Below are 24,351 nucleotides of genomic sequence, written 5' to 3'. Positions count from 1 at the left end.
GGGCCTCCTTCTGCGGGATGCCGCGGGGGGAGCGGCAATTCCTGCATAAAAGATAGCAAAGTGTCATGGGATGTCTGTCATTTTGGGATTTGGGTCACCGGCGGACCATGGCTCGAAGGAGCTTCACGGCTACCGAGAGTGCCGCGATGTCCACCGGACCGGGCTTGATGGCCGCCTTGATGGTGTCCTGGACGCGCGCGAGTTGTTCGGTGTTTCCGCGTTCCCAATCCATGATCCGCTCTACGGGGTCGGAAGTTGCCTCCGAGGAGCGTGGAGTGTGCCGGACTACCGCCTTGGTCATGTCGGCAAGAACCAGGTACATGTCGTCCCGGAGTGCTGCACGCGCCAACGCTTCCCAGTGCGTGTCCCGCGGCAACAGCGTGATGTGTTCCAGTAGGGGGATGGCCGAGATCCTTTCGAACACGGCAAAGTAGACCTCCGCCACACCCGCGACCGGCTCTTGCAGTTCTTCAGCGATCGCGGAAATGTCCAAGAGGCCGTAGCTGACCAGGAGTTCGGAGGCCCGGATGCCCAAGTCGTGGGGCAGGCCCACCGAATCGGTGTGGGCAAGACGGTTCAACGAATGGGCCAGGTTGATGCCGTGCAGGAAGCTCGTGAAATTGGCCCGCATGAGGGACATGGGCCGTTCGAGCCGCGTAATGGCGTCCGCAATGGGTTTGTCCCGGAAATCGTGGGTGACGTACCAGCGGGTGGACCGGTCAAGGAGGCGCCGCATGTCCAGGGCCACGGCGCATACGTGTTCCTTGGGAATGCTTGCCGGCACTTGCGCCAGGGCTTCAGTGACGGAGTCGAAGTCCCAGATATGGCGCATCACCACGAATCCGCGTGCCACCGCTGCCGCAGAAACGGTCGTTTCCTCCATGGCACGGAACGCGAAGGCTATGCCGCCGAGGTTGATCATGTCGTTGGCGACCACCGTGGCGACGATTTGGCGGCGCAAGGGATGCACAGAGAGGCCATCGCCGAACCGTTCCGAGAGTTGGCGGGGGAAATATTCCCGCAGCGTTTGCGAGAACCATGGATCGTCCGCGAGCCCACCTTCGGTCAGTTCCCTGGCCAGCTCGATCTTGGCATAGGCAGCCAGGACCGCGAGTTCGGGCGCAGTCAGTCCCACTCCGGTCTCTACGCGTTCGCGAAGCTCCTCGGTAGTCGGCAGGCATTCGAGCTTCCGGTCCAGGTCCGTAACCGAGTCGAGCCAGTCCATGGTCCGCTCGAAGCTCGGGCTCCATTGGAGGACTAACTGCTTGTCATTGAGGAGAAGGACGTTCTGGTCAGCGTTTGTTTTCAGGACAAGCCGCCCCATTTCGTCCTGAAGGGAGTGCAGGAAGCTCGTCCTTTCGTTCGGCGACATCTTGCCTGCTGCGATCATCTGGTCAAGGAAGATCTTGATGTTCACCTCGTGGTCCGAGCAGTCAACGCCTCCGGAATTGTCGATGGCATCGGTGTTCACGAGGACCCCTGCCAGCGAGGCCTCGATCCTGCCCCGTTGGGTGATGCCCAGATTTCCACCCTCGGCAATGATATGGGTCCGCAGTTGGGCGGCGTTGACCCGGATGGCATCGTTCGATTTGTCTCCGACGTCGGCATGCGTCTCCGTGGAGGCCTTGACGTAGGTGCCGATTCCGCCGTTGTACAGCAGGTCGACGGGCGCCATGAGGACCGCCTTGAGCAGCTCAGGCGGGGTCATCGCCGTCGCACTTTCATCCAATCCCAAGGCGAGGCGGACCGGTTCGGTGAGACTGATTGATTTCTCGAGCCGGGAGAACACTCCGCCGCCGGGACTGAGCTTGGCAGGGTTGTAGTCGGCCCAGGACGAGCGGGGGAGTTTGAAGAGCCGCTTCCGCTCGGCGAAGGAAATGGCCGGGTCAGGCGTGGGATCGAGGAAAATGTGCCGGTGATCGAAGGCCGCCACCAGCTTGATGTGTTTTGAAAGCAGCATCCCGTTTCCGAACACATCGCCGCTCATATCGCCGATGCCCACCACTGTGAAATCCTCAGTGCTGGAGTCGATCAGCAGCTCGCTGAAATGTTGCCGCACGGACTCCCAGGCGCCGCGCGCGGTGATGCCCATCTGCTTGTGGTCGTAGCCCACCGAACCGCCGGACGCGAACGCATCGCCAAGCCAGAATCCGTACTCTGCGGCCAGCGCGTTGGCGACGTCGGAGAACGTGGCCGTGCCTTTGTCCGCAGCCACTACGAGGTAGTAGTCGTCGCCGTCGTGCCGGACGACCCGGGCCGGCGGGACCGCGCGACTGTTCGTCCCGCCGTCGGGTCCGGCAACCAAGTTGTCCGTGATGTCCAGCAGTCCGCGAATGAAGATCCGGTAGCTTTCTTGCCCCTCGGCCAGCCAGGCCGCCCGGTTCTCGGCGGGATCGGGAAGTTGTTTGGGGTAGAAACCGCCCTTGGCCCCGGTGGGAACGATCACGGCGTTCTTGACCGTCTGGGCCTTCACGAGTCCCAGGACTTCCGTGCGGAAGTCCTCACGGCGGTCGGACCAGCGCAAGCCACCCCGGGCAATGGCGCCGAAGCGCAAGTGGACGCCTTCCACCCGCGGCGAGTAGACCCAAATTTCGTAAAGTGGCCGGGGCGCCGGTGCAGCCGGGATGTTGGAGGGGTTGAGTTTGAAACTCATGTACGGCTTGTCCAGGTAGAAGTTGGTGCGCAGTGTCGCCTCCACCACGCTCGCGAGTGAACGCAGCAGGCGGTCGGCGTCGAGGACCGGAACGGCGTCGATGGCTTCCGCCAGTTCCTTGCGGGCGGCGTTGGTGGCCCGTGTCCTGGAGGTGTACCTGCTGCCATCCACCTCGAACACGTCACTTCCAGCCGGCACCGGCTCAGCCGGCTTCGGCCGGAGCAGTTCAGGATCGAACAGGTCGGGTTCGAACCGGTCCGGATCGAACTTCGCCTCGAAAAGAGAAAGCAAAGCGTGGGTCGCGCGGGGATTCTCGCGGAGGGTGTCCGCGATGAACCCGTAGGAATTGGTGCTCCCCAGCTGCCGAAGGTATTTCGCATACGCACGCAGCATGGCTGTCCGCCGCCAGTCAATCCCCTCCCGGATGACCAGGGCATCGAAGGCATCGGTCTCCGCATCTCCCCGCATCGCGGCGCAGAACGAGCCGGCCAGCAGTTCGCCCGTTCCCACCGGATCAACTCCGCGCGGGTAGACAAGCCCGAGGTCATATAGGAAGAAGGACCGTCCGTCGGCACGCTGCACATCGAACGGCCGCTGGTCCAGGACGCGTAAACCCAGGTTGTGGAAGATGGGCAGAATCTGCGTCAGGCTCTGCGGGCGGGTCAAATAGAGCCGAATCCGCGCATCCTCCGCAAGGACGGCAGTCCCCGGGCGCTTGTACACGGTCAGCAGAGGGTCTGCGGCGTCGGCATACGGCACGTCCCCGTCCCGGGGCGCGAAACTCTCGAAGCGGACGATGTCCTGAATTGCGTCTTCCACTTCGTAGTCGGCCCTGTAGCTGGCAGGAAAGGCGGTGGCCCATTGCCGGGACAGCCGGGCGGCCTCGTCGGCGGGGAACCTTGCGTGCAGGGCCTCGTCCAGGCCTTCGGCCCAGGACCGCGTGGCTGCGATGATCCGCTGCTCCAGTACCGCAGGATCGACGACGGCGGGCGCCCCCTTGTGTGGCAACAGGACCCGGAAGAACACGCGGGCCATGGCTGATTCGCCCAGTCGGAGCTCGAACTCGATTTCTTCGGAGCCGAAGGCCTCGCGAAGCTCGCGTTCAATGTTGAGCCGGACGGCTGTGCTGAAGCGGTGGCGCGGCAGGAAGACGAGTGCCGTCATGAACCGGTTGCGCGAGTCCGGGCGGAGGAACAACCGTGTGCTGTGCCGTTCTTGGAGGCGGAGGATTTCGCGCGCGTGCTCGGCCAGCTGCCGGGCGTCGATGTGGAAGAGCTCGTCGCGGGGATAGGCCTCCACCACTGCCAGGAGCTCCTTGCCGCGATGTGATGTGGGCAAGTAGCCGAACGTCCGCAACACCTCGTCCACGGTGTCGCGGATGACGGGAATCTGGAGTGCCGAGCGGGAGGCCGAGCTGGGCGCGAAAAGGCCAACAAAGGTGCGTTCGCCGCTTGTGTCATCCGCAGTCAGGCTGATTTCGTCGAGGTAGGCGCGCCGGAGGACGGTCGAACGGAGGGTGGACTTGGTGAGGCTGAGGACGGGAGCTGGACCAGGTACCGCGGACGGCGCACCTGCGGAGGGCCCACCTTCGGACGCAGTGACCGCCGCATTCCTGAGCAGCCCCAGGCCCCGGCGGCCCCGGTAGCCGAGGAACACGAAATTCCCGTCCTCCAGCCAGCGCAGCAACCCTTGGATCTCCGGCGCTGCGGGAACGGTCTGGGACAATCCGTCCAAACGGCGGACTTCGTCGGCAAGCTCTTGGTGGATCGCGGCGGCATCTTGTGCGGCTGCCCGGACATCGCCAAGGACGTTTTGCAGCCGCTTAACGAGGCGCTCGGCACTCGCGTCGTCGGGAAGCCGGGAAATCTCGACGGCGATCCACGCCTCCGTGAGGGGCCCGCCGTCGTCGTGGTTAATGGCGGTGACCGACGCGGAAGGTTCGACGCCGGACCGGAGGCCCGTCCCCAGGGGTCCGCGACGGACGTCGGTCAGGCGATGGGTGGCGGCATCCCGGGTGACTGTAAAAGTGGCGTGGACCAGGAGCCCGATGGGGGCGCTGTCCCTGGCGATTTCCGCGGTGATAGAGGGGACGAGGTAGGGCATGTCGTCGGTGACAATCGCCACGAGGCTGGCATCGGTTTCGTTCAGGACGCCGATCACAGCTTGGCCGGGAGCCCGCCTTTCGGCCAACGAGCGGTGGTACCGTGCACGCTCCAGGAGTGTGTCCGCGGTGTAGTTCCCAACATCGTCATCGGCCACGTGTTCGTAGTAGTCAGCAAGGAATCGGTCCGGGGCCGCGGGGGGACTGACTGCCGGGGCATGGTCCGCGGGCTCGATCCTGGGTGACATGTCGCTGTGCCTCCGCCGGGCAAGGAGCGGCCGTGCTGTGGCGGTCGGCGAAGTCCCTGCGCCTCATTTCATGATGGCTGGCGCGGGGCAGCTGGTAAAGCCCCGGGAATGCAGCGCGAGATGGCACTTAGCTGCAGTGATGCGGTGGTGGAGCATTGCCGTGAAGTGCCATCTCGCGAGGTGGTGAGGGCCGCCTAGCGCTTGACGGCGTCAAGCTTGAGCATCTTGGCGATGACGCCGTCCAGCTCGGAGTCGTCGAAGATCTTCTTCCAGTCGTCCTTGATGATGGTGTCCTTGCCGTACTGGATGGCGATTTCGCAGGCCTCGGAGAACGGGTTGGAGCCGCGCAGGGCGTTGGTCAGGGCGATCTGCACGTGGCCGAACAGCATGGCCTTGGCCGCTTCCTCCGGGACGCCGGCGGTGTGCACGGTTTCGTGGAGCGCTTCGTTGAGGAGCGTGCCGATCATGCAGGCCACGGTCTCCACGAGGGTGGGTTCCAGGATGGCGAGCTGCTTCACGGTGACCCAGTGAACGTCGATAACCGGCGCGTAGATAGTACGGATGGTCGCTTCGGCCGCATCGCGGGTGGCTGCGGGAGCGTCTTCGTCGATGGCTGCGACGACGTTCTGCGGAGCGCCCTGGCCGCCGAAGGTATCGGCCCATTCTTCCTTGGTGGTGCGCTCAAGGAACACGGACGGGTGGCACGGGTGTGCAACGGCCTGGACGACGTCGTCGCGCTTGGCCAGCAGTCCGGCGTAGGCCGCGGCCGGGTCCAGGGTGAGGAGGATCGAGCCGGGCTTCATCTGCGGGACGACGCCTTCGGACACGATGCCGAGGACGGTGTCCGGCACGGCGAGGATCACGACGTCGGCGCCCTTGACGGCGTCGTCGGTTGCAGTGATCTCGCGGCCCTCGGCGCGGACGCGCTCCTGGCCGGCGGGGGAGTTCTCGCTGTAGGTGACGGTGTGGTTGCTCTTCTGGAGGTTGGCGGAAACGCGCATCCCCATCTTGCCACCGGCTCCGACAACGGCGACGGTCAATTGTTCTGCTGACATTTCACTTGCTCCTTAGGAATTCGAGGCTTTGTTGGGTCCACTGGTTTTCGAGGCGGATGGTTTCCGCCTCTGAGTCCTGCCATGGCAGCCAGTGTTCGACGATCTGGTTGATGTTTCTTTGCGCGGGCTGGAACTTTCCGGCCATGTAGTCATAGTCCAGAAGACCCTCGCCGAGCGGTGCGCCGGAGTACGTGAACCCGACCCACCCCTCCTTGCGGCTGAACGCAAAGTCTTTGATGTGCATGTTCAGGACATAGGGCGCGACGGCGTCAATCACCTCGCGGGGCATCTCCAGCGCCGCGACGGTGTTGGCGGGGTCGCTGCAGATCCCCAGGTACGGGCTATCCATTCGGCGGATCACGTCCAGGATCCGTGCGGTGGGGACCTGTTCATAGGTCTCGACGGCGATCCGCACGCCTGCTGCCTCAAACTCGGGCAGGATCCCGGTGAGGATTGCGGTGGCTTCGTCGGCGTCCGGGGTGTGGCCCGGGGCGTTGAACATAGTGCGCAACAGCTCAGAACCGAGGACCCCGGCGATGTGCAGGAACTTCCGCAAGTGGTCCGGGCGGATGCCCTTCGTGCCAAGTTCCAGCGTGATGCCGAGTGAATCCGCGGTTGAGCGGACGGCTGCGAGTTCGTCGTCGGACATGTGCTCCAGGGGAGCGTAGTCGCAGATCTGGAACAGCTTCACGCCCAGTTCCGCGGTGCGCTGGAGCGCGTCGTGGATGCTGAGGGGCTCGGCGACCTTGTCCGAGAGCTGCCAGAAGAACGCGTAGCTGCTGAGTCCGATCGTGCTCATGCCCGCACCCCCTTCGGCGATACTCCAGCGGTTGCCGCGAGGCGAGTTGCAGCCTCATCAAGGATGGTTTTGAGCGCTTTCGGATCGTGTGCGAAGCGGCCCAGGAACAAGCCTGCGACGGACATGTCCAACTGGCTGATCAGTCCCGGTCCTGCGCTGCCGCCGTAGATGACCCTGCTCTCGGACTGTCCCGGCAGGTTCCGGAGGTGCTCGTCCAGGCCGCGGACCACGGCGCTGATGTACTCGGGCGTCGCAGGTTCCGGTGCGCCGATGGCCCACTGTGGTTCGTAGGCCACGATGGTCCGGCTCAGGGGACCGAGCGATTGCGCCCGTTTGAGGGCGGCGTCGATTTCGGCGGTGCAGTGGGCGATGGCTTCTTCGGGGGATCCGGAGTTGAGTTCGCCGACGCAGAGAACGGGGGTGAGGCCGTTGCGGTAGGCTGCCGCGGTCTTGAGCCCGATGATTGTTTCATCCTCGCCGAAGATGCGGCGGCGTTCTGCGTGCCCGACTTCGACATAGCGTCCGCCAAGTTCTGCCACCATTTTTCCGCCGACTTCACCGGTGTACGCGCCTTCGTCTTCCCAGAAGATGTCCTGGGCTCCCGTGCCGACGCCGGAGGTGCCGAGGATCCGCGCTGCTTCCGGCAACACCGGCAACGTAGGTAGGACGAACAACTCGATCTCGCCGCTCAGGACCGCCGGATGCGCCGCCGCGATGGTGGCCACTTCCCGGCAGTATTCGAGCGTGCGTTCGTAGCCGAAGTACATCTTCAGGCTGACGCCGATGACCGCGCTGGGGCTCGCAGCCGGGTTAGCAGGACGTGACACCCTCGTAGTCCTTAATGAGTGTGACCTTCTCGGCGGAGGCAGAGGACTCGTCGAAGGTGTACGTGAGCCACTCCTTGGCGAGGCGGCGGGCCAATTCCAGTCCGACGACGCGCTGGCCGAAGGTGAGGACCTGGGCATTGTTGCTCAGGATGGCCCGTTCCACGGAGAAGGAGTCGTGAGCGGTGACGGCGCGGATGCCGGGGACCTTGTTGGCTGCGATGGCCACTCCCAGTCCCGTGCCGCATACCAGCAGGGCTCGGTCGGCCTTGCCTGCGGCGATCAGTTCGGCCGCAGCGATGGCGACGGATGGGTAGGGGGTGTGGCTGATGGCGTCCACCCCGACGTCGTGGACGGATTCGACCAGTTCGCTGGCCTCAAGGTCGGCCTTCAGGGCTTCCTTGTACTCGAATCCGGCGTCGTCCGATCCTATGACCAGGCGCAGTTTGGTGCTCATGCTGTCTCCTTAATGGTGTTTTCCACGGCGGTGTTCTGCTCGAGGAGGGAATCGTGGATTGCCCTGACGATGAGTGCCATCGAGACGGCTCCGGCGTCGGGGGTGCCCAGGCTCTTTTCGGCATGCGGGCGGGCGCGGCCCATGAGGGGCAGCAGCTGGGCGGTCGCTTCAGCCGCGGACTCGGCTACGGCGACGGCGGTTCCCCACGCTTCGGTCAGGGACTGGCCGTCTTGCACGCCGGCTTCGAGGGCGTCGCGGAAGGGGACCAGCACATCTACCAGGGTCTTGTCGCCCACCTTGGCCTTTCCGAATTTCATGATCGCCGCGGCGGCGTCGCTCACACCGGCGGCGACCGCACCGCCGTCGGGCGCGTTGACGTCGCCCAAAGCGTCACCGACGGCCCGCAGCGCCATGCCCCACAGGGCGCCCGAGGTTCCGCCGGCCTTGTCGGCCCAGGCATCCCCGGCGACGTGCAAGGTGGTGGCCGCACCGGCACCGTGCACGACGGCGACTGTCGCGGCTTCCACTGCGGCGCGGACGCCGCGTTCCATGCCGATGCCGTGGTCGCCGTCTCCGGCAATCGCATCGATGCGGCCGAGTTCCTCGGCGTTGGCGTCCACGACTGCCTTCGCGGCATTAAGTGCGGCGAGCACGCGGACGGCACCGGCGTGGGACTCCGCCGTTGCGTCCGGGATGGAAAGTTCGACGTCGGCCAGCTCGCTGTTGTCTGTGCCTGCGGCGTTGGCTTCCAGCGCTTGCGCGGTGACGGCTCCGCGGCGGAAGGCCGGTGCGTCGGCCGGAGCGAGCCAGAGTTGTTCGAGTTCCTCGTCCAGCCAGAAGAGGGTCAGGGAGGTGCCTGCCATGTCGAAGCTCGTGACGAGCTCGCCCACTTGGGGATCGACGACGTCGAGCCCCGCCTCGGCGAGCAACTGCGCCACGCGGCGATAGACCACGAAAAGTTCCTCGTACTTCACGCTGCCCAAGCCGTTGAGGATCGGGACGACGCGCGCACGATTGGCATCGATGCCTTCGGGGATCTCGGCAAAGAGCTTGGCGACCATCAGCTCAGCGAGCTCATCCGCCGTCGGGATGTCCGTTTCGCCGATGCCGGGTTCGCCGTGGATTCCCATTCCCACCGCCATGCGGCCTTCGGGGACGGTGAAGAGCGGCTGCTCCGCCCCGGGAAGCGTGCACCCGCTGAAAGCGACGCCGAAAGAACGGGTGCGGTGGTTGGCGCGTTCGGCGATCTGCACAGTCTGGTCCATCGTGAAGCCGGCTTCGGACGCCGCAGCGGCGACCTTGAAGACGGTCAGGTCCCCGGCGATGCCGCGGCGCTTGGCACGCTCGGACGGCGGGGCGCTGGAGATATCGTCCGTGACCGCGATGCTGCGGCAGTCGATGCCCTCGGCCCGGAGCTTCTCCTGCGCCTGGGTGAAATGCAGGACGTCCCCGGCGTAGTTGCCGTAACCCAACAGGACACCGCCGCCGTTGTCCGCAGCCTTGGCCACGTTGTAGACCTGCTGCGCGGAAGGTGAGGCAAAGAGGTTGCCCATTGCGGCGCCGTGGGCCAGCCCTTGGCCGACGAGCCCCCCGAAGGCCGGGTAGTGCCCCGAACCGCCGCCGATCACCAGCGCGACCGATCCGGGAGTGCTGCGAGTGCTGCGGGCGACGCCGCCGGAGACGCGCCGTACCCAGCGGCCGTGCGATGCGACGAAACCTTCGATCATTTCGTCAGCGAAGGCTGAAGGCTCATTGAACAAGCGGGTCATGCGGAACTCCTGGGCCTATGGGTGGAAATCACGGGGTGGGGACTAGTTGGGAGAGTGAGCCGCAGTTAGGGCTCGGCGTGGTGGCCGGCGCCTGCGGGGTCAAGGGCCTCGGCGGGGATGCCGTCGCTGGCCTTGCCCCGGCGGCTGAGGACAACCATGAGGATTGAGGACAGGAGCATGAAGCCACCCACCACGAACATGGGCACCGTGTAGCTGCCTGTCCAGTCCTTGAGCCAGCCCGTGACGTAGCCGGCGCTGAAGCCAGCCAGGTTGCCGACCGTGTTGATCAGGGCGATGCCCGCTGCCGCTGCCGCGCCGGTAAGGAACTGCGTGGGCACGGTCCAGAAGTTCGGAAGGGCCGCGAAGATGGACATGGCGGTGATGGTGATGACGGCGATCGTGGCGGCCGGCGAGCCAGCGAACAGCGCCAACGGAATACTGACGGCGCCGGTCAGTGCCGGGAAGGCGATGTGCCACGTCTTGACGCCGCGCTTGGTGGCGTCCCTGGACCAGAAATACAAGGCAATGGCGGCCGGCAAGTACGGGATCGCGGTGATGAGCCCTTGCTGGAAGACGTCGAACTTCGTGCCGAACTGGGTCTCGAAACCCTTGATGATGGTCGGCAGGAAGAAGCCGAGTGCGTACAGGCCGTAGATGAAGCCGAAGTAGATCAGGGAGAGCATCCAAACGCGGCCGTTGCCGAACACTGTGCGGACGCTGACGTGCTTGTTGCTGGCAGCGGTCGTTTCCTTTTCCTTTGCGAGAGCACCGGTCAGCCAGGTCTTTTCCTCGGACGTCAGCCACTTGGCCTTGGCGGGGGAGTCGGCCAGATAGAACCAGGAGATGACACCGATAACGATCGCCGGGATGGCGACGCCGAAGAACATGAAGCGCCAGCCTTCGAGGCCGAAGAACACGCCGTGCTGCTGGATCAACGCGCCGGCCAGCGGGGCACCGATCACCGTGGTCAGCGGCTGTGCCAAGTAGAAGAGGGCAAGGATCTTGCTGCGATGCTTTGCGGGAACCCAGAGGCTCAGGAAAAGAATGGCGCCGGGGAAGAATCCGGCCTCGGCCACACCCAGGATGAAGCGCAGGATGTAGAGCTGGTCCACGTTGCCCACCCAGGTGAACACGAGGGACACAATGCCCCAGCTGACCATGATGCGGGCCAACCAGCGGCGCGCACCGAACTTGTGCAGGGCCAGGTTGCTGGGGATCTCCAGCAGGATGTAGCCGATGAAGAAGACGCCCGACGCGAAGCCGAACTGCGCGGCGGAGAGCGCCAGGTCCTTGTTCATTCCGTTCGGGCCGGCGAAGGAGATGGCCGTCCGGTCCAGGTAATTGATGAAGAACATCAAGGCAACGAACGGCACCAGCCGGATAGCGACCTTCTTGATGGCTGATCGTTCGACCACCGATTGTGTGGTGTCCACATTGACTCCTAGAGGTTGCCGGAGCGCGTTGTCCTTCGGTGGACTGGACGGCTCTCGGGTTTTCTTAGTGCCGATCCGTGGACTTCCATGCCTCTGGACCGAGCTAAGGGTGTGATAAAAACCATAAGCCTCCGAAGGCAAATTGGTCAACCGGTTGACTGATCTTAATTTATTGATCGCTCTCCGCTGGCAAGCGATCGAGGGGCGTTAGGGAGCGTCAGAAATTGGTCATCCGGTTGCTACGCTGTGAAGATGTCAGCGAATCCCGCCGCAGCAGCGGCCCATATGACGGCAGCTCTTGCCCCCATGGAGCACGGCTCCGTCGTCTCCGAGGTCGCGGAGAGGCTGCTCGCGTACTTCACCAGCGGCGACATTGCGGCGGGGACGCGCCTCCCTGCGGAGCGGCAACTGGCGGCATCACTCGGCGTCGGGCGTTCAGCAGTGCGCGAAGCGTTAGCTGCTTTGGAAATCCTCGGCATTGTGGTCGTGCGGCCCGGATCCGGAACGTACCTGCGCGACGGAGCCTCCGAGCTCCTGCCCCGGACCTTGAGTTGGGGGCTCATGCTGGGCGAGCCGCGCACGCGCGAACTTGTTGAGCTCCGCAGTGGCTTGGAGGTCCAAGCGGTTCAGTTGGCCGCAGCCCGCATTACCGATGAGGCGCTGGATCGCATGCGTGCCAATCTCGACTCGATGGAAGCCAGCCTGGATAATCTCGTGGTCTTCGTCGAAGCCGACGCCGCATTCCACAAGGAAATCGCGTCTGCTTCCGGGAACCAGGTCCTGCAGGAACTTCTGCAGAGCATTCGATCCCTCCTGCGGATCTGGGTGGACAGGGCGCTGACCGACGAGGGTCACGCCGCTGCGGCGCTCGCCGAGCATCGCGCGATCTTCAAGGCTCTCGAATCCCGCGACAATGCGTCGGTCACCGAGGCCATGGTCTCGCACATGGGCACGGCGTCCCGTCGCCTACTGGCGGGCTACGACGCAGCCCAATAGCTTCGCCCCTGCGGCCGTTCGGGCCTGGCGGTTGGCGACGCTGTCCGAGCCGTGTGGATCAGATATTGGTCAACCGGTTGACTTGTGGCGTGGTGCCCATCACAATTGACTCTGGTTACGCCTACTTCCGTCCCCGCTGCAAAGGCCTGCTGTGATCAATGACGAAAGCCACACCAGGCTGTTTGCCCCATCGGAAGCGGTGGAGACGGCAGGATGGCGTGCCGAGCTGCGCAACGATGAACTCTCGGACATCACGTTCAACGGCATTCCGGTCCTTCGCGCCATCCGAGCAGTGGTCCGCGATCACGACTGGCGCACCCTCGTGCCCACCGTCAGCCGGGTGGCCCAACACGCTCGCGACGGCGGTGTCACGCTCTTGCTCGACATCGACTTCGCCGGTTCCGGTTCCGGCTACACAGGCGAGCTCGCCATTCACCTCATGAAGGACAGCGTCAAGGTGACGTTCGACGGCCTCACTCCCACTGCCTTCCGCAGTAACCGGATCGGGCTGGTGGTCCTGCATCGCCCGGACGACGCCGGCCGTGCGGTGACCATCGGCAGTCCAGGCGGCGCTAGCACGCCGTCGTTCTTCCCCACGGATATCAGCCCGCACCAGCCTTTCCTGGACATCGCGTCGATGGAATGGGAGCGCGACGGCACGGGCTTCAGGCTCGACTTCCACGGCGACGTCTTTGAGACCGAGGACCAGCGGAACTGGACAGACGCCTCGTTCAAGACCTACGGCACGCCTCTTTCCAAGCCCTTCCCGGTTGAAGTTTCCGCCGGCGACCGCGTCCACCAGTCGGTGCTCCTGACGGCACTGCCGGGGCCCGTGACGGAGCCGGGCACGCTGCCGGTCCGGGAAGCTGTCCTCACAGTGCTCGACGGCGTTACGGCCCGCGTGCCCGCGCTTTCGGTTTCGGCTTCCTCGACTTCTGCGACGGCGTCCCGGACGCATTCCGAACCCATTCCCGGCTTGGACGCGCTGCTTCTGGAACTGACGCCCGGCACGGAAGCGGAGCGCTCAATCCGGCGCGCCAAGGAAGAAGCCGCAGCGCTGGATGTTCCGCTGGATGTACGCCTGTCAGTGGATTCGCCGGATCGCATCGGAGAACTCCTCGAGCTCCTGCCGCTCGACAACGTGGTGCGGCTCGCGGCGTTCAGTGCTTCCAGCCATGTTACGGAGCCCGATCTGTGGGATGGGCTCAGTCTCGACGCTGGCCGACGCGGATTCACCGGCACCCTGCTTTCCGGAGCACGGTCCCACTTCACGGAGCTGAACCGCAATGCGGGAATCCTGCCGCCGGGCGCTCCGGCATTGACATTCAGCATCACGCCTCAGATGCACGCCACCGAGGTGCCGCACCTCGTTGAAACCCTGCCGATGCAGCGGCTCGCGGCCCTTAACGCCCTTCGGATCGCCTCGGGAAGGCCGCTGCACCTCGGGCCTGTCACCCTGAAGGCGCGGTTCAACGCGGTCGCCACGGTCGGCGAGGATGCGGCCGCCGAAGCCATGGCCACAGATCCGCTGCAGCCCGAGCCGTTTACGGCCGCCTGGATGCTGGGCAGCATCGCGGCCCTTAGCGTTCCCGGCGTCGAATCCGTCAGCTACTTCGAAGCAACAGGACCGCGCGGGATTCGCGGACCCGGCGGCCTTACGCCCGCGGGCGAGCTGCTGGCCGCCCTCGCAGGCGTGCGCGGCTGCGAGGTTCTTGACGTGGCTGGCGAAGTGCCCGGCGTCGTGCTGTATCCCGTGCGCGACGGCGGCCGGACGGTTTTGTTCGCCGCCAACCTCACAGCCAAACCGCTGAGCGCCGTTGTCCGGCTGCCAGCCGGTGACGGTACCGATCTTGAACTTGAGCCGTGGACCGCCGTCGTCCGCCGCTTCGACTGAACCGAAAGAGGAATAACTATGAGTAATCGGCTAAATGGCAAGACCGCGCTGGTCACAGGCGCCGGCTCGGGTATTGGACTTGCCGTTGCCCAGCGCTTCGTCGCCGAAGGCGCTCGCGTGTACTTCGCCGACATCAACCTGGAAGCTGCCGAGAAGGCCGCAGCCGGGACGGGCTCGGCCCTGGCGCGAGCTATACACATGGATATCTCCGACGAAGCCAGCGTGCAGGAAGCCTATGCCACCGTTGCCGAGAGTGACTCGGTGGACGTGGTTGTGGCCAACGCTGGCGTGCAGCTGTTCGGCCAGGACGCCCGCGTGGGAGACCTGGACCTGGCCGTCTGGGAGAAGACCGTGTCCGTCAACCAGCGCGGCGCATTCCTGACGCTCAAGCACGCAGTCCGTGCCATGGAAGGTCGCGGCGGGTCCATTATCTGCACCGGCAGCCCTACCGCCGTAGTGGCCTGCGGGCAGACGTTCACCGCCTACACAAGCTCAAAAGCAGGAGTGCATGGCCTCGCGCGGGTAGTCGCCGCCGACTATGCGGCCGACGGAATCCGGGTCAATACGGTTGTTCCCGGCTACACCGAGACCCCGCTTGTGCAGACCATCGCGGACGATCCAGTGAGCCGCGCCGGGCTGGTCAACTCCACCATGCTCGGCCGCCCCGGAATGGCGGCCGACGTCGAGGGCATCATGGTGTTCCTCGCCAGCGATGATTCCGCTTACGCCACGGGTGGGCTGTTCACTGTGGACGGCGGACTGACGGCGCTGTGATCTCGCCCCGGCTTGCCCAACTAGCTCGCATTTGTTGTCGTTATAAGCCCTTGTCATGTCTCGGGACCTCGTGGACAGTTCATGTCTCATGACCTTGTGGACGGTTGATGTCTCATGATTTCGTGGACACTTCGTCCGTGGGTGGTTTGAGGCGCGGGTAGCGTGTCCGTTTCCGGCGTGCTCCGGCGGGGTCTGCTGCGATGCCTGAGGGTTTGCCGTTGCCGACGTAGCGGGTGCCTTTGACAGGCAGGGGGTGGGTGGTGATCTCGGTGCCGCGGGTGTCGAAGAACATGATCTCGGCGTGGTCGTAAACGATGTGCACGGTGCTCCCGGCCTGGTCCTGGCCGATGTTGAACGCGGTTCCCAGCACGGTAACGCGGCCGTCGTTCCTGACGAGCCGTTGCGTGCTCCGTGCCGGTGCCGGGACGGTCATGGCGGGTTCCGGGAGGGCCGGTGCGGGTGTTTTCGGGGTCGCGTCCCAGGCTTCCTGCGGGGTCAGGGCCCCGGGCAGGGCCTGGTGTTCGCGTTCGGTGTTGTAGTAGTGGTCGAAGGTATCGATCTGGGCTTGCAGGACGGGAATCGACGGGGCCGGCGGCTGGCGGTGCAGGTACTGGTGCAGGGTGCGGTGGAAGCGTTCGTTCTTGCCCTGGGTGGTGGGTTTGCCCGGTCTGCCGGTGATCGGTTCCACACCGTGGGATTTGAGGAACTCCACGAGTGCGCCGGTGCGTCCGCGGCGGGTCGGGTTCAGGGCCGCGCCGTTGTCGGAGAGGAATTTCTCCGGCACGCCGTGGCGTTCGATGGCCAGGGCGACGACGGCGATCGCGGCCTCGCTCGTTTCCCCGGTGGCCGCCAGGGAGGCCAGGGCCAGGCGGGAGTGGTCATCGAGGAGCTGGAAGACCGCCACGGTCTTCCCGTCGGCCAGCCGCCACTCGGTCGCGTCGATCTGCCAGCACGCGTTCGGTTGCGGGTAGACGAACCGCTGGTAGGCGCTGCGGGGCTTCTTCCGCGGCTCGGGCACCACGACACCGGCCCGGTCGAAGATCCTGGCCACCGTCGCCCGGGACGGCGGGGCGAAGCCTTGCCGGGACAGCTTTGCGATTACCGACAACGGGCCGTGATCCAGCCCCTTGGCCTCAAGATCCGCCCGGGTGGCCAGCAGGAGTTCGACCATCGCCGGTGCCGTGGCTTTCGGGCTGGTCAACGGCACCGGGCGCTTGATCTCCAGGGCCTTCACCGGCCCGACGCGTCCGGCCGCCGTGCGGACCTTGTAGAACCAGGCACGCGAGACACCGTGTTCGGTGCAGAACGCGCTCACGGCACCGCGTGGCGCATCGGCCGGCCACGTAGCAACGGCATGACGGACACTGATCTTCGGGGCGGGTTTGCTCATGAACCAGAGCAAACCCGCCCCGTCTGTCTACGAGGTCCTGAGACACACTGTCCACGAAGTCATGAGACATAAGTGTCCATTAAGTCATGAGACTCCACAGCCGTTTTGGAGGCTCATAACGACAACAACTGCGAGTCAGTTGGGCTGCGCGCTCGCAACGGCGGGCTCCCCGCTGGGACGCGCGTACTTGTTCCACAGGGCGTCCACCGTCCCGGGTAGGTCGATGGCTGGATCGATCGCCCACTGGGACTGGAGGCCGTCGGAGAGGGCCAGAAGCATGCGGGCCACCACTGCGGCGTCCGCGTCCGGATCGAACAGCCCCGCCTTCTGGCGGCGTTCAATGTCCCGGGTCACCCGGCTGTGGGTCACCACATCGCGGTCCAGGAAATACTCATGGCACGGGTGTTCCGGATCAACAGCCTCTGCCTGGAGCCTGACATAGAGCTGCACCAGACCCGGCACTTCCACGTTGTGGTGTGCCAGCTTGATGATGAGCGGGGGTTCGATAAGGTCCGCCGAGGGGGTAAGGATCTCACGGTTGACCTCGTCACGCTTCCGGAGGACTTCCGCGAGCAGCTTTTCCTTGGTGTCGAAGTGGTGGAGGAGGCCAGCCTGCGTCATGCCGACCTCGTCAGCAATGTCCCGCAAGATCGTGGCGGTGTAGCCGTTCCGGCCAATGACGTCCAGGGCACTGCGGAGGATATTTTCCTTGGTGGCCCGTCCACGCGCGTAGGAACCCCTACGCGGCCGGACTTCGGGACTCTTCACCGTCATAGCTCCATCCCAAATCCACACTCGTACAGGGCATCCTCCAGGTCTCCAGGGACGTCAGATCGTGATGCTATCACCGACGCTTCCGAGCGAGGAAGCTGGAACGGCAAGCGTCCCTCCGGAGGCACCGCACCCGTCAGCGCTTGCAGGACAGCAGCGTCGGAGGCGCCGTACACCGCCGCGATGGCGGCGCAGTGTGGCTCCAGCGGTGTGAGCACCGCTGGCCTGTCCAAATGGGCAACCACGACGACGGGAACCGCCTCGGCGAGCCGGCCCACCGTCTCGATAGTCCCGGCGTCGAATTCCAGGCTCCCGGCATGGAAGCTGGACTCAAGCATGTACTGGTCGCGGAAATCGAAGGGAGCGTTGACCCGTACGATCGCGACGTCGGCGCCCTCAGCGTTGACTGCGTGTTCCAGGCCGGCCAGCGCCAGCGCCTCCGCGGAGACTTCCTGGGAGAACACCCGCGTGCCGGGACGAAGCGGCAGGATCGGCCGCGGGGCGGAAACAGCACCGCCGTCGTAGGCCGCGGAATTCTTCAGCAGCGTGACCGAGCGGGCCTGAGCACGGGTGCCCGCATCGACAAATTCTGGAAGTCCCGTCCGTTGCGCTGCCATGGATTCATCCACGTAGGGGTCATCGAACAGGCCGAGCTGGAACTTCACGCTGAGCAGCCTCCGCACGGACTCGTCGATCCGCTTTTCGCTCACCCGTCCCTGCCGGACGAGGTCCACCACCACGTCAGCGCACTCTTCGCCGCCCAACTGGTCGCAGCCGGCGTCGATGATCTTCAGCACTCGGTCCTCAACGGAAAGGTGCTCGACGCCCCATGCGCGCGGCGGCAACTGCCGTCCGTGAAGGCGGGATTCGGTCACCAGCCCCCAGTCGGTGCACACGACGCCGGTGTACCCGAGTTTGTCGCGGAGGAGGCCTTGGATGATCTGCCGGTTGTAGCCGAAGCCGACTTCCTCAACCGGCTCGCCGTCGAGCTCCAGGCCCATGGGCATTCCGTAGTACGGCATGATCGCGGACACCCCGCGGGAGATGACCCGGCGGAACGGCTCCAGATGGTAATCGAACATGCCGCCCGGGTAGACCTGCTCTCGGCCATACGGGAAGTGGGAGTCCTCGCCGTCAAGTTGAGGACCGCCGCCCGGGAAGTGCTTGGCCATGCAGGCGACGCTGCCGGCGTCGAGCGCTCCACCCTCAAAACCATCCAGGTACGCCAAAGCCAGCCGGGACACCAGGCCGGCGTCCTGTCCAAAGGTGCCGTATTGGCGGGCCCAGCGGGGTTCCGTGGCTAGGTCGATGGTCGGGTGCAGCGCTGCGCGAATTCCGACGGCGGTGTACTCCTTGCGCGCGATGCCCGTGAATTCGCGGACCAGCTCTTCGTCTCCGATCGCCGCCATGCCGAGCGGTTCGGGCCACGCGGAGAAGTGGATCGCCGTGAACGACGCTCCCCAGTTTTCGGCGAAGGAATGCCGGGGATCAGTGGAGAGGGTCACGGGGATACCGTGCGGAGTGCCCGCTGCACGCCTCTGCACCTCGTTCACCCACTTGGCTGCGAGCCTGGGTTCGGGTAGGAAGTGGACGTTGATGTGGTTGATGAGTTTGTCGCCGACGAGCTCGGCGAGGCTTGAGCGGCCCGCGCGTGGTGCGTCATCGTCAAGCGAGCCGCTCTCAGTGGCGCTGGCCATCGTGTGGAACATGAGTCCGGCCTTCTCCTCGAGCGACAGCCGGCCTAAGAGGTCCTCAACCCGCTCCTGCACAGGCCGCCGCGGATCCTCGTATGGATCCATGACGCCGTTGCCGTTGAGGTCGCGGAACACTACCCCGTCCGGGCTCTGCTTGAACTCTTCCCGCGCTGCCACACTCATGCTGCCGGCTCCGCAACGGCCGCCACCAACTGGCGCCGGGCTTCCCGCCGCTCGCGCTGCTGGGTGGGATGGGGTACTGGTGCGGACATGAAGAGCTTTCGGGTGTAGGGGTGCACGGGCTCGGACGTTACCTGCTCCGCCCGGCCGTGTTCAACGATCTTCCCCTTGTAGAGGACGATCACATTGTGGCTGATGTGGCGAATGACGCTGAGGTCGTGGGATACAAACAGGTAGGACACGCCCGTGCTCTCCTGGATTTCGACGAGGAGGTCCAGGACCCGTGCCTGCGTGGTGAGGTCCAGCGCGGACACGGGCTCGTCGCAGACAATGAGCCGGGGCTCGACGGCGATGGCGCGGGCGATTGCGATGCGCTGGCGTTGGCCGCCGGAGAATTCCCGCGGCAGGCGGCTCCCTGCATCCGAAGGCAAATGGACGCTGTCCAGGAGGCCCCTGATCTTTTGGATGGCGTCTTTCCGGGCCGCGCCTTTCCCGCTCCTGCCCAGGATGGTGAGTGGCTCGGCAAGGATGTCTTCCACCGTCATGGAAGGGTTCAGCGAAGTGTACGGATCCTGGAAGACAACTTGGATGTCCCTGCTGAGTGCCCGCCGTTCGTTACGGCCGGCTTGTGTGATGTCCTTGCCATCGAAGATAATCCGGCCAGCGGTGGGCTTGACCAGGCCGAGGATGGACCGCCCGATTGTCGTCTTGCCCGAGCCGGATTCGCCCACGAGGCCCAGGGTCTCGCCGGGGCGGAGGGAAAAGGAGATGTCTTCGAGGGCCCGGAAGGCCGGCTTCCGGCCCTGGCCTGGGTACTCCACAGCCAGGCCATCGACCTCGAGAAGCCGTGAGTTGTTCGGCATCGCTTACTCCCTGCCTTGGGTCGGGGACGTCATTGCGTCGTTTGGGAAGAGTATGTCGTCATCGAACGGATACGGGCGGGCCGCGCCATCCTCCAGCATCGAGTTGAGCAGCTTGCGGGTGTACTCATGGTCCGGGTCGGTGAGGATCTTCTCGACGTCGTCCATCTCCACTATGCGGCCGGCCTGCATGACTGCCACCTTGTTGCAGATATCGGCAACGACGCCGAAGTTGTGGGTCACAAGGACTACCGCCATGCCGGTTTCCCGCTGCAGGTCGCGGAGCAAGTCAAGGACCTCTGCCTGGACAGTGACGTCCAGTGCCGTGGTCGGCTCGTCGGCGATGAGCAGGCGCGGGTTGCAGGACACGGCACCGGCAATGAGGACGCGCTGCGCCATGCCGCCGGAGATCTCATGCGGGTAGGACTTGAACGTCTTCTCCGGGTCGGCGATGCCCACGCGTGCCAGCAAGGCAAGGGCGCGCTTCTCGGCGTCCTGCTTGGACAGGCCGAGCCGTGTCCGCATGGGGACCGTGAGCTGGTACCCGATCCGGAAGGACGGATCCAGGTTGCTCATGGGCTCTTGCGGGACGTAGGCGATATCGGTGCCTCGGAGCGCCCCGCGTTCCGCCTTCCCAAGCGCGGTGAGTTCCTTGCCGTCGAACGTGATCGAGCCGCCGGACACGCGTCCGCCGTCGGGCAGCAGGCCAAGGACCGCGAAGGCCGTCTGGGTCTTGCCGGAGCCGGATTCACCCACCAGGCCCAGCACTTCGCCGGGACCCACGTGGAAGCTGACGCCATGGACCACTTCCGTCCGGGTGGCACCGGTGCCGTATGCCACTTTGAGGTCCCGGACGGACAGGAGTGCCTCTTCAGGGCGCGCGGCGACGGAAGCCGGTGCCGCCGTCGTCGAGGTGCCTGCCGAGGGTGCGGCCGCCGGTGCGGCGGTTTTCGGAGCCTTCGCCGCACGCGCACTCGTGCCGGAATGGCCGCGTTCCTCGAGGGCATCGCGGAGGGCGTTGCCGAAGAGGACCAGCGCCATGCACATGAGGCCGATGGCCAGGCTCGGCCAGAGGATCAGCGATGGGTTGAGTACGATCTTGCGGAAGCCCTCGTTGAGCATGTTGCCCCAGGACGGGACGGAGTTGTCGCTGACCCCAAGGAACTCGAGTCCGGCCTGGATGGCGACGGCGATGCTGGCCACTCGCGCGGCTTGGATGATGACGGGCGCGCGGACAACGGTGAGGATGTGCCGGGCGATAATCCGTGCGTCGCTCAGTCCCGAGACGCGTGCGGCGTCGACGTAGAGTTCGTTCTTCACTGCCTGTACGGCTCCGCGCACAACCCTGTAGAAGCTGGGGGCCAGGTGCACGCCGAAGATGGTCATTGCGATCCAGACAGAGGGACCGACGACGGCGCGCACGGCCAGCAGGATGACGATACCGGGGAGTGCCATGTTGAGGTTGTTGAACCACGACGAGGCGGTGTCGAACCAGCCCCCGTAGTAGCCGGCCACGAGTCCGGCGGAAACGCCGATGACCAGTGCCACGACGAGGGCGATGGCGGCACCGATCAGGTTCACGCGGCTGCCCCAGAGGAGGCGGCTCAGGGTGTCCCGCCCAGAGCCGTCTGTGCCCAGGAGGTGCCGTCCACTTGGTGGTTGCATGGCTTCCCTGAGGTTGACAGCGTTCGGATCGGGGACGCCGAGCAGGGGCACAACGATCGCGACGACGATGATCACCGCCAAGACGATGCAGGACGCCAGGCCGAGGGGGTTCCCCAGGAAGCGTCGGACCAGCCCCGGGCGGGCAACCACGGGTTCGACGCCGGTGGGGACTTCTGTCGCGAGGGTCATGACAGGCGCACTTTCGGGTTGAGCCAAGCGACGAGGACGTCGACGAGGAGATTGACTATGACGATGATGAGCACCACGGCGAGGACCACTCCGATGATGAGGGGCAGGTCCGTGCGGCTGGTCGCTTCGACGGCCAAGGAGCCCAGGCCCGGGAGAGCGAAGACAGACTCGATGACAACGGCGCCGCCCAAGATGCCGACTACCTGTACCGCGAGGGTGGTGAGGCCGTTGGTGGACGCGTTGCGTAGGACGCTGGTGAGGATGATCCGCCGTTCGGAGAGCCCGCGGCTGCGGACCGTGCGGATGTAGTCGTGGCGAAGAACCTCCAGCGTGGCGCTTCGGACTTGCGTGGCGACTCCGGCGACGCCCCCAATGGTGAGGGCGATCACCGGCAAAGTGACAGCCCGGACCCAGCCGCTAGGCGATTCCGTCAGTGGGATGAAACCCGTGGCCGGGAACCATTTCAGTTGGATGGCGAAGTAGGTGACCAGGAACAGCGCCACGATGAAGGATGGCAGTGCGTCCCCGAGCGTGGCGAGGATCTGCAGCGTGCGGTCAACCCATCCCTTCCGGACTGCGGCGTAGATGCCCGAAGCGAAGGCCAACACGCCGGTCAACAAGGTCACGACGATCACCAGGCTGAGCGTCACAGGCAGCCTGACCATGAGGGTGCTCCACACCGAGGCGCTGCCGAAGTAGGAGGCTCCGAGGTCGCCACCGAGGGCCTTCATCAGCCAGGTGAAGTACTGGACGAGCAGGGGCTGATCCAGTCCGAGTTCGTGGTTCTTGAGGGCCACCTGGGCCTCTGAAGCGTTCTCCCCGAGGATGTTGCGGGCAATGTCGCCGGCCGCCGGGAAGAGCAGGACATAGGCCAGGAAGGACACAGCCAAGAGAAGGATCACCGCGGACAACAGCCGCCGTAGTAAGAAAATGGTCACCTTGGACTCCTTGGTCAGGTGCAGGTCGGGTGCAGGTCTGGTGCGGGGGAAGGGGTGCCGGGGCTTCAGCCCCGGCACCTGTTTGCTACTTGCCCGTGGGCTTGTAGTTGTAGATGGACGGAACCGCTTGCTCTGCCTGGTTCTCTACGGCGACCTTGTCGTTGTGGTAGAAGAACTGCTCAAGGCGGTACAGGGGGCTGAACCAGTGCTGGTCAACGAGGTACTGGTTGACTTGCTTAGCTGCATCGCCTGCGGTCTTTTCGTCGCCGGTCTGAACCTTTTGGATCAGGGCGTCCAGCTCAGGGGTCTGGGACTTGAGCGGGTTGTAAGGAGCATTGGGCGCAATGAGCAGCTGGATGTTCCGCCAGTCGTCACGCTGCGCGAGGCTCATGTAGGAAACTGCGAAGTCGCCCCGCAGCATTGACGGGATTGCTTGGCCGGGACCCCATTGGTGCCGGACCACCTTGACGCCGATCGCCTTCCAGTTCTGCTCGATGGAGTCGTAGATGGCGGGGTCGAAGACCGGGCTGATCGGCAGCGTCACGGTCATGTTCTCGGCGCCGGCATCCTTGAGGAGCTGCTTTGCGCGTGCGGGATCGTACTTGTAGGCGCTGTCGAGGCTTGGATCGTAAGCCGCGACGTTAGGGCGGAAGGTCTGGCTGGTCAGCTGGCCCTTGCCCAGTGCGACAGCCTGCAGGAGGGCGTCACGGTCGATAGCCAGGGTGAGGGCTTCGCGGACGCGGGGATCCTTGAGCTCGGGTGTCATGGTCCCGTTACGGTCGAAGAAGAAGATGCCCTCCCAGTTCGTCGAATACGGCTGGTGCAAAAGCCCGGCCGTTTCCGCGTCGGTTGCAGACGCCGCCCGGGCGAGTATCGCGGCGTCAATCTGGCCTGACTTCAGGGCGTTCAAGCGTGCAGTCTCGTCTGTCAGGATCTGGAACTCGACTTTGTCATACGGCAGCTTGTCGCCCCAGTAGGAATCGTTCCGCTTGTACGAGATCTTGGATCCCGCCACAGTGTTGGCCGTATCCAGGATGTAGGGGCCCGTGCCTACCGGGTTGGTCTTGATCCCCGGTGTCTCCAGCGCGTTGGGGGCGCCCATGTAGCCAGCGGCATTTGTCAGGGAGTACGGCAGTCCGGGATCCGCCGCTGACAGCTTCAGCACCGCGGTGGTCGCGTCGGGTGTTGTCACGGAAGCAACGGACTTCAAAGAACTGGCCAGTGGGCCGTTGGCCTTTTTGAAATGCTCCACGTTGGCTTTCACTGCAGCGGAATCAAAGACCTCGCCGTCGCTGAACTTGACGCCCGTGCGCAGCTTCAGGGTGTAGCTGAGTTTGTCGGAGCTCGCCTCCCACGAGGTGGCAAGCATCGGACTCAAGGTGCCGTCCGCGTTGAGCTTGATCAGGGGATCGTAGGCGGCTTGGTAGACAGGGGCCAAGTGGCCTTCGTTGGCCTGTGCCGGATCGTAGCTGGTCGGCTCCTGCAGGGAGCCGATTCGAAGCAGGGGCGCGGTGGCGGGTCCTGCCTGCGTCTGCTGTGTTTGCGTTGACGTTCCGCCGCAGGCGGTGAACGCCAGGGCCGAGACGACGGCGGTCACCACCGTCGGTAGAAGCCGGCTCTTGATGCCCATCATTCCTCTTCCTAAGACTCCGTTGTGGTTA

Annotated in this window: 17 protein-coding genes; 3 read left to right on the top strand and 14 right to left on the bottom strand. The window is 64.9% G+C overall.

Going from position 1 to position 24,351, the window contains the following annotated elements:
- Positions 1-94: 94 nt before the first annotated feature.
- From OW521_RS06470 to OW521_RS06440, 7 genes are all read right to left on the bottom strand, one after another.
- Entirely contained in the window at positions 95-5,002 is a 4,908-nt protein-coding gene (locus OW521_RS06470; RefSeq protein WP_268023901.1) for an NAD-glutamate dehydrogenase, read from the bottom strand.
- A gap of 194 nt (positions 5,003-5,196) precedes the next feature.
- Entirely contained in the window at positions 5,197-6,057 is an 861-nt protein-coding gene (locus OW521_RS06465) for a phosphogluconate dehydrogenase C-terminal domain-containing protein (protein WP_268023900.1), read from the bottom strand.
- A 1-nt stretch (position 6,058) separates the two neighbouring features.
- A complete protein-coding gene (locus tag OW521_RS06460; RefSeq protein ID WP_268023898.1) occupies positions 6,059-6,856 on the bottom strand; it encodes a sugar phosphate isomerase/epimerase family protein in 798 nt (265 codons plus the stop codon).
- Positions 6,853-7,683 (bottom strand): triose-phosphate isomerase family protein, encoded by an 831-nt coding sequence (locus OW521_RS06455; protein WP_268023896.1) that lies wholly within the window; start codon positions 7,681-7,683, stop codon positions 6,853-6,855. The genes OW521_RS06460 and OW521_RS06455 overlap by 4 nt, the downstream gene beginning before the upstream one ends.
- The gene (locus OW521_RS06450) at positions 7,667-8,137 is read right to left on the bottom strand and encodes a ribose-5-phosphate isomerase (protein WP_268023894.1); all 471 of its coding nucleotides are present in this window, start codon (positions 8,135-8,137) and stop codon (positions 7,667-7,669) included. Before OW521_RS06450 ends, OW521_RS06455 begins: the two co-directional genes overlap by 17 nt.
- Positions 8,134-9,906, bottom strand: a complete 1,773-nt coding sequence (locus OW521_RS06445; RefSeq protein ID WP_268023892.1) for a dihydroxyacetone kinase family protein — start codon at positions 9,904-9,906, stop codon at positions 8,134-8,136. Before OW521_RS06445 ends, OW521_RS06450 begins: the two co-directional genes overlap by 4 nt.
- Before the next feature lie 65 nt (positions 9,907-9,971).
- Positions 9,972-11,339, bottom strand: coding sequence for an MFS transporter (locus tag OW521_RS06440; protein ID WP_268023890.1), 1,368 nt, complete (start codon positions 11,337-11,339; stop codon positions 9,972-9,974).
- A 252-nt stretch (positions 11,340-11,591) separates the two neighbouring features.
- Here OW521_RS06440 and OW521_RS06435 point away from each other — a divergent pair, with 252 nt between their 5' ends.
- The 3 genes from OW521_RS06435 (at position 11,592) to OW521_RS06425 (ending at position 15,003) form a co-directional block, all read left to right on the top strand.
- Positions 11,592-12,335, top strand: coding sequence for a FadR/GntR family transcriptional regulator (locus tag OW521_RS06435; RefSeq protein ID WP_268023889.1), 744 nt, complete (start codon positions 11,592-11,594; stop codon positions 12,333-12,335).
- Positions 12,336-12,486: 151 nt separating this feature from the next.
- On the top strand, positions 12,487-14,229 hold the full coding sequence (locus OW521_RS06430; RefSeq protein ID WP_268023887.1) for a hypothetical protein: 1,743 nt from the start codon (positions 12,487-12,489) through the stop codon (positions 14,227-14,229).
- A gap of 18 nt (positions 14,230-14,247) precedes the next feature.
- Positions 14,248-15,003, top strand: coding sequence for an SDR family NAD(P)-dependent oxidoreductase (locus OW521_RS06425; RefSeq protein ID WP_268023885.1), 756 nt, complete (start codon positions 14,248-14,250; stop codon positions 15,001-15,003).
- A 112-nt stretch (positions 15,004-15,115) separates the two neighbouring features.
- Here OW521_RS06425 and OW521_RS06420 read toward each other — a convergent pair whose 3' ends face one another.
- The 7 genes from OW521_RS06420 to OW521_RS06390 all read right to left on the bottom strand — a co-directional run bounded on the left by OW521_RS06420 (position 15,116) and on the right by OW521_RS06390 (position 24,323).
- Positions 15,116-16,393, bottom strand: a complete 1,278-nt coding sequence (locus OW521_RS06420) for a DDE-type integrase/transposase/recombinase (RefSeq protein WP_268023883.1) — start codon at positions 16,391-16,393, stop codon at positions 15,116-15,118.
- A gap of 135 nt (positions 16,394-16,528) precedes the next feature.
- Positions 16,529-17,167: a TetR/AcrR family transcriptional regulator gene (locus OW521_RS06415; RefSeq protein WP_268023881.1), complete on the bottom strand. Its 639-nt coding sequence runs from the start codon at positions 17,165-17,167 to the stop codon at positions 16,529-16,531.
- On the bottom strand, positions 17,164-19,041 hold the full coding sequence (locus tag OW521_RS06410; protein WP_268023879.1) for a glycoside hydrolase family 3 protein: 1,878 nt from the start codon (positions 19,039-19,041) through the stop codon (positions 17,164-17,166). Before OW521_RS06410 ends, OW521_RS06415 begins: the two co-directional genes overlap by 4 nt.
- Complete coding sequence (locus tag OW521_RS06405) at positions 19,038-19,901, bottom strand: ATP-binding cassette domain-containing protein (RefSeq protein WP_268023877.1); 864 nt, start codon at positions 19,899-19,901, stop codon at positions 19,038-19,040. The genes OW521_RS06410 and OW521_RS06405 overlap by 4 nt, the downstream gene beginning before the upstream one ends.
- 3 nt (positions 19,902-19,904) lie before the next feature.
- Positions 19,905-21,752 (bottom strand): dipeptide/oligopeptide/nickel ABC transporter permease/ATP-binding protein, encoded by a 1,848-nt coding sequence (locus OW521_RS06400; protein WP_268023875.1) that lies wholly within the window; start codon positions 21,750-21,752, stop codon positions 19,905-19,907.
- Positions 21,749-22,690 carry an ABC transporter permease gene (locus OW521_RS06395; protein WP_268023873.1) on the bottom strand — a complete coding sequence of 314 codons (942 nt, stop codon included), beginning with the start codon at positions 22,688-22,690 and terminating at the stop codon, positions 21,749-21,751. The genes OW521_RS06400 and OW521_RS06395 overlap by 4 nt, the downstream gene beginning before the upstream one ends.
- A gap of 85 nt (positions 22,691-22,775) precedes the next feature.
- A complete protein-coding gene (locus OW521_RS06390; protein WP_268023871.1) occupies positions 22,776-24,323 on the bottom strand; it encodes an ABC transporter substrate-binding protein in 1,548 nt (515 codons plus the stop codon).
- Between the last annotated feature and the right edge of the window lie 28 nt (positions 24,324-24,351).

Source organism: Arthrobacter sp. MMS18-M83 (genome assembly GCF_026683955.1).
GTDB lineage: Bacteria > Actinomycetota > Actinomycetes > Actinomycetales > Micrococcaceae > Arthrobacter.
The sequence above is the reverse complement of the archived record's forward strand: the minus strand, read 5'-3'. Positions and strand labels throughout refer to the sequence as shown.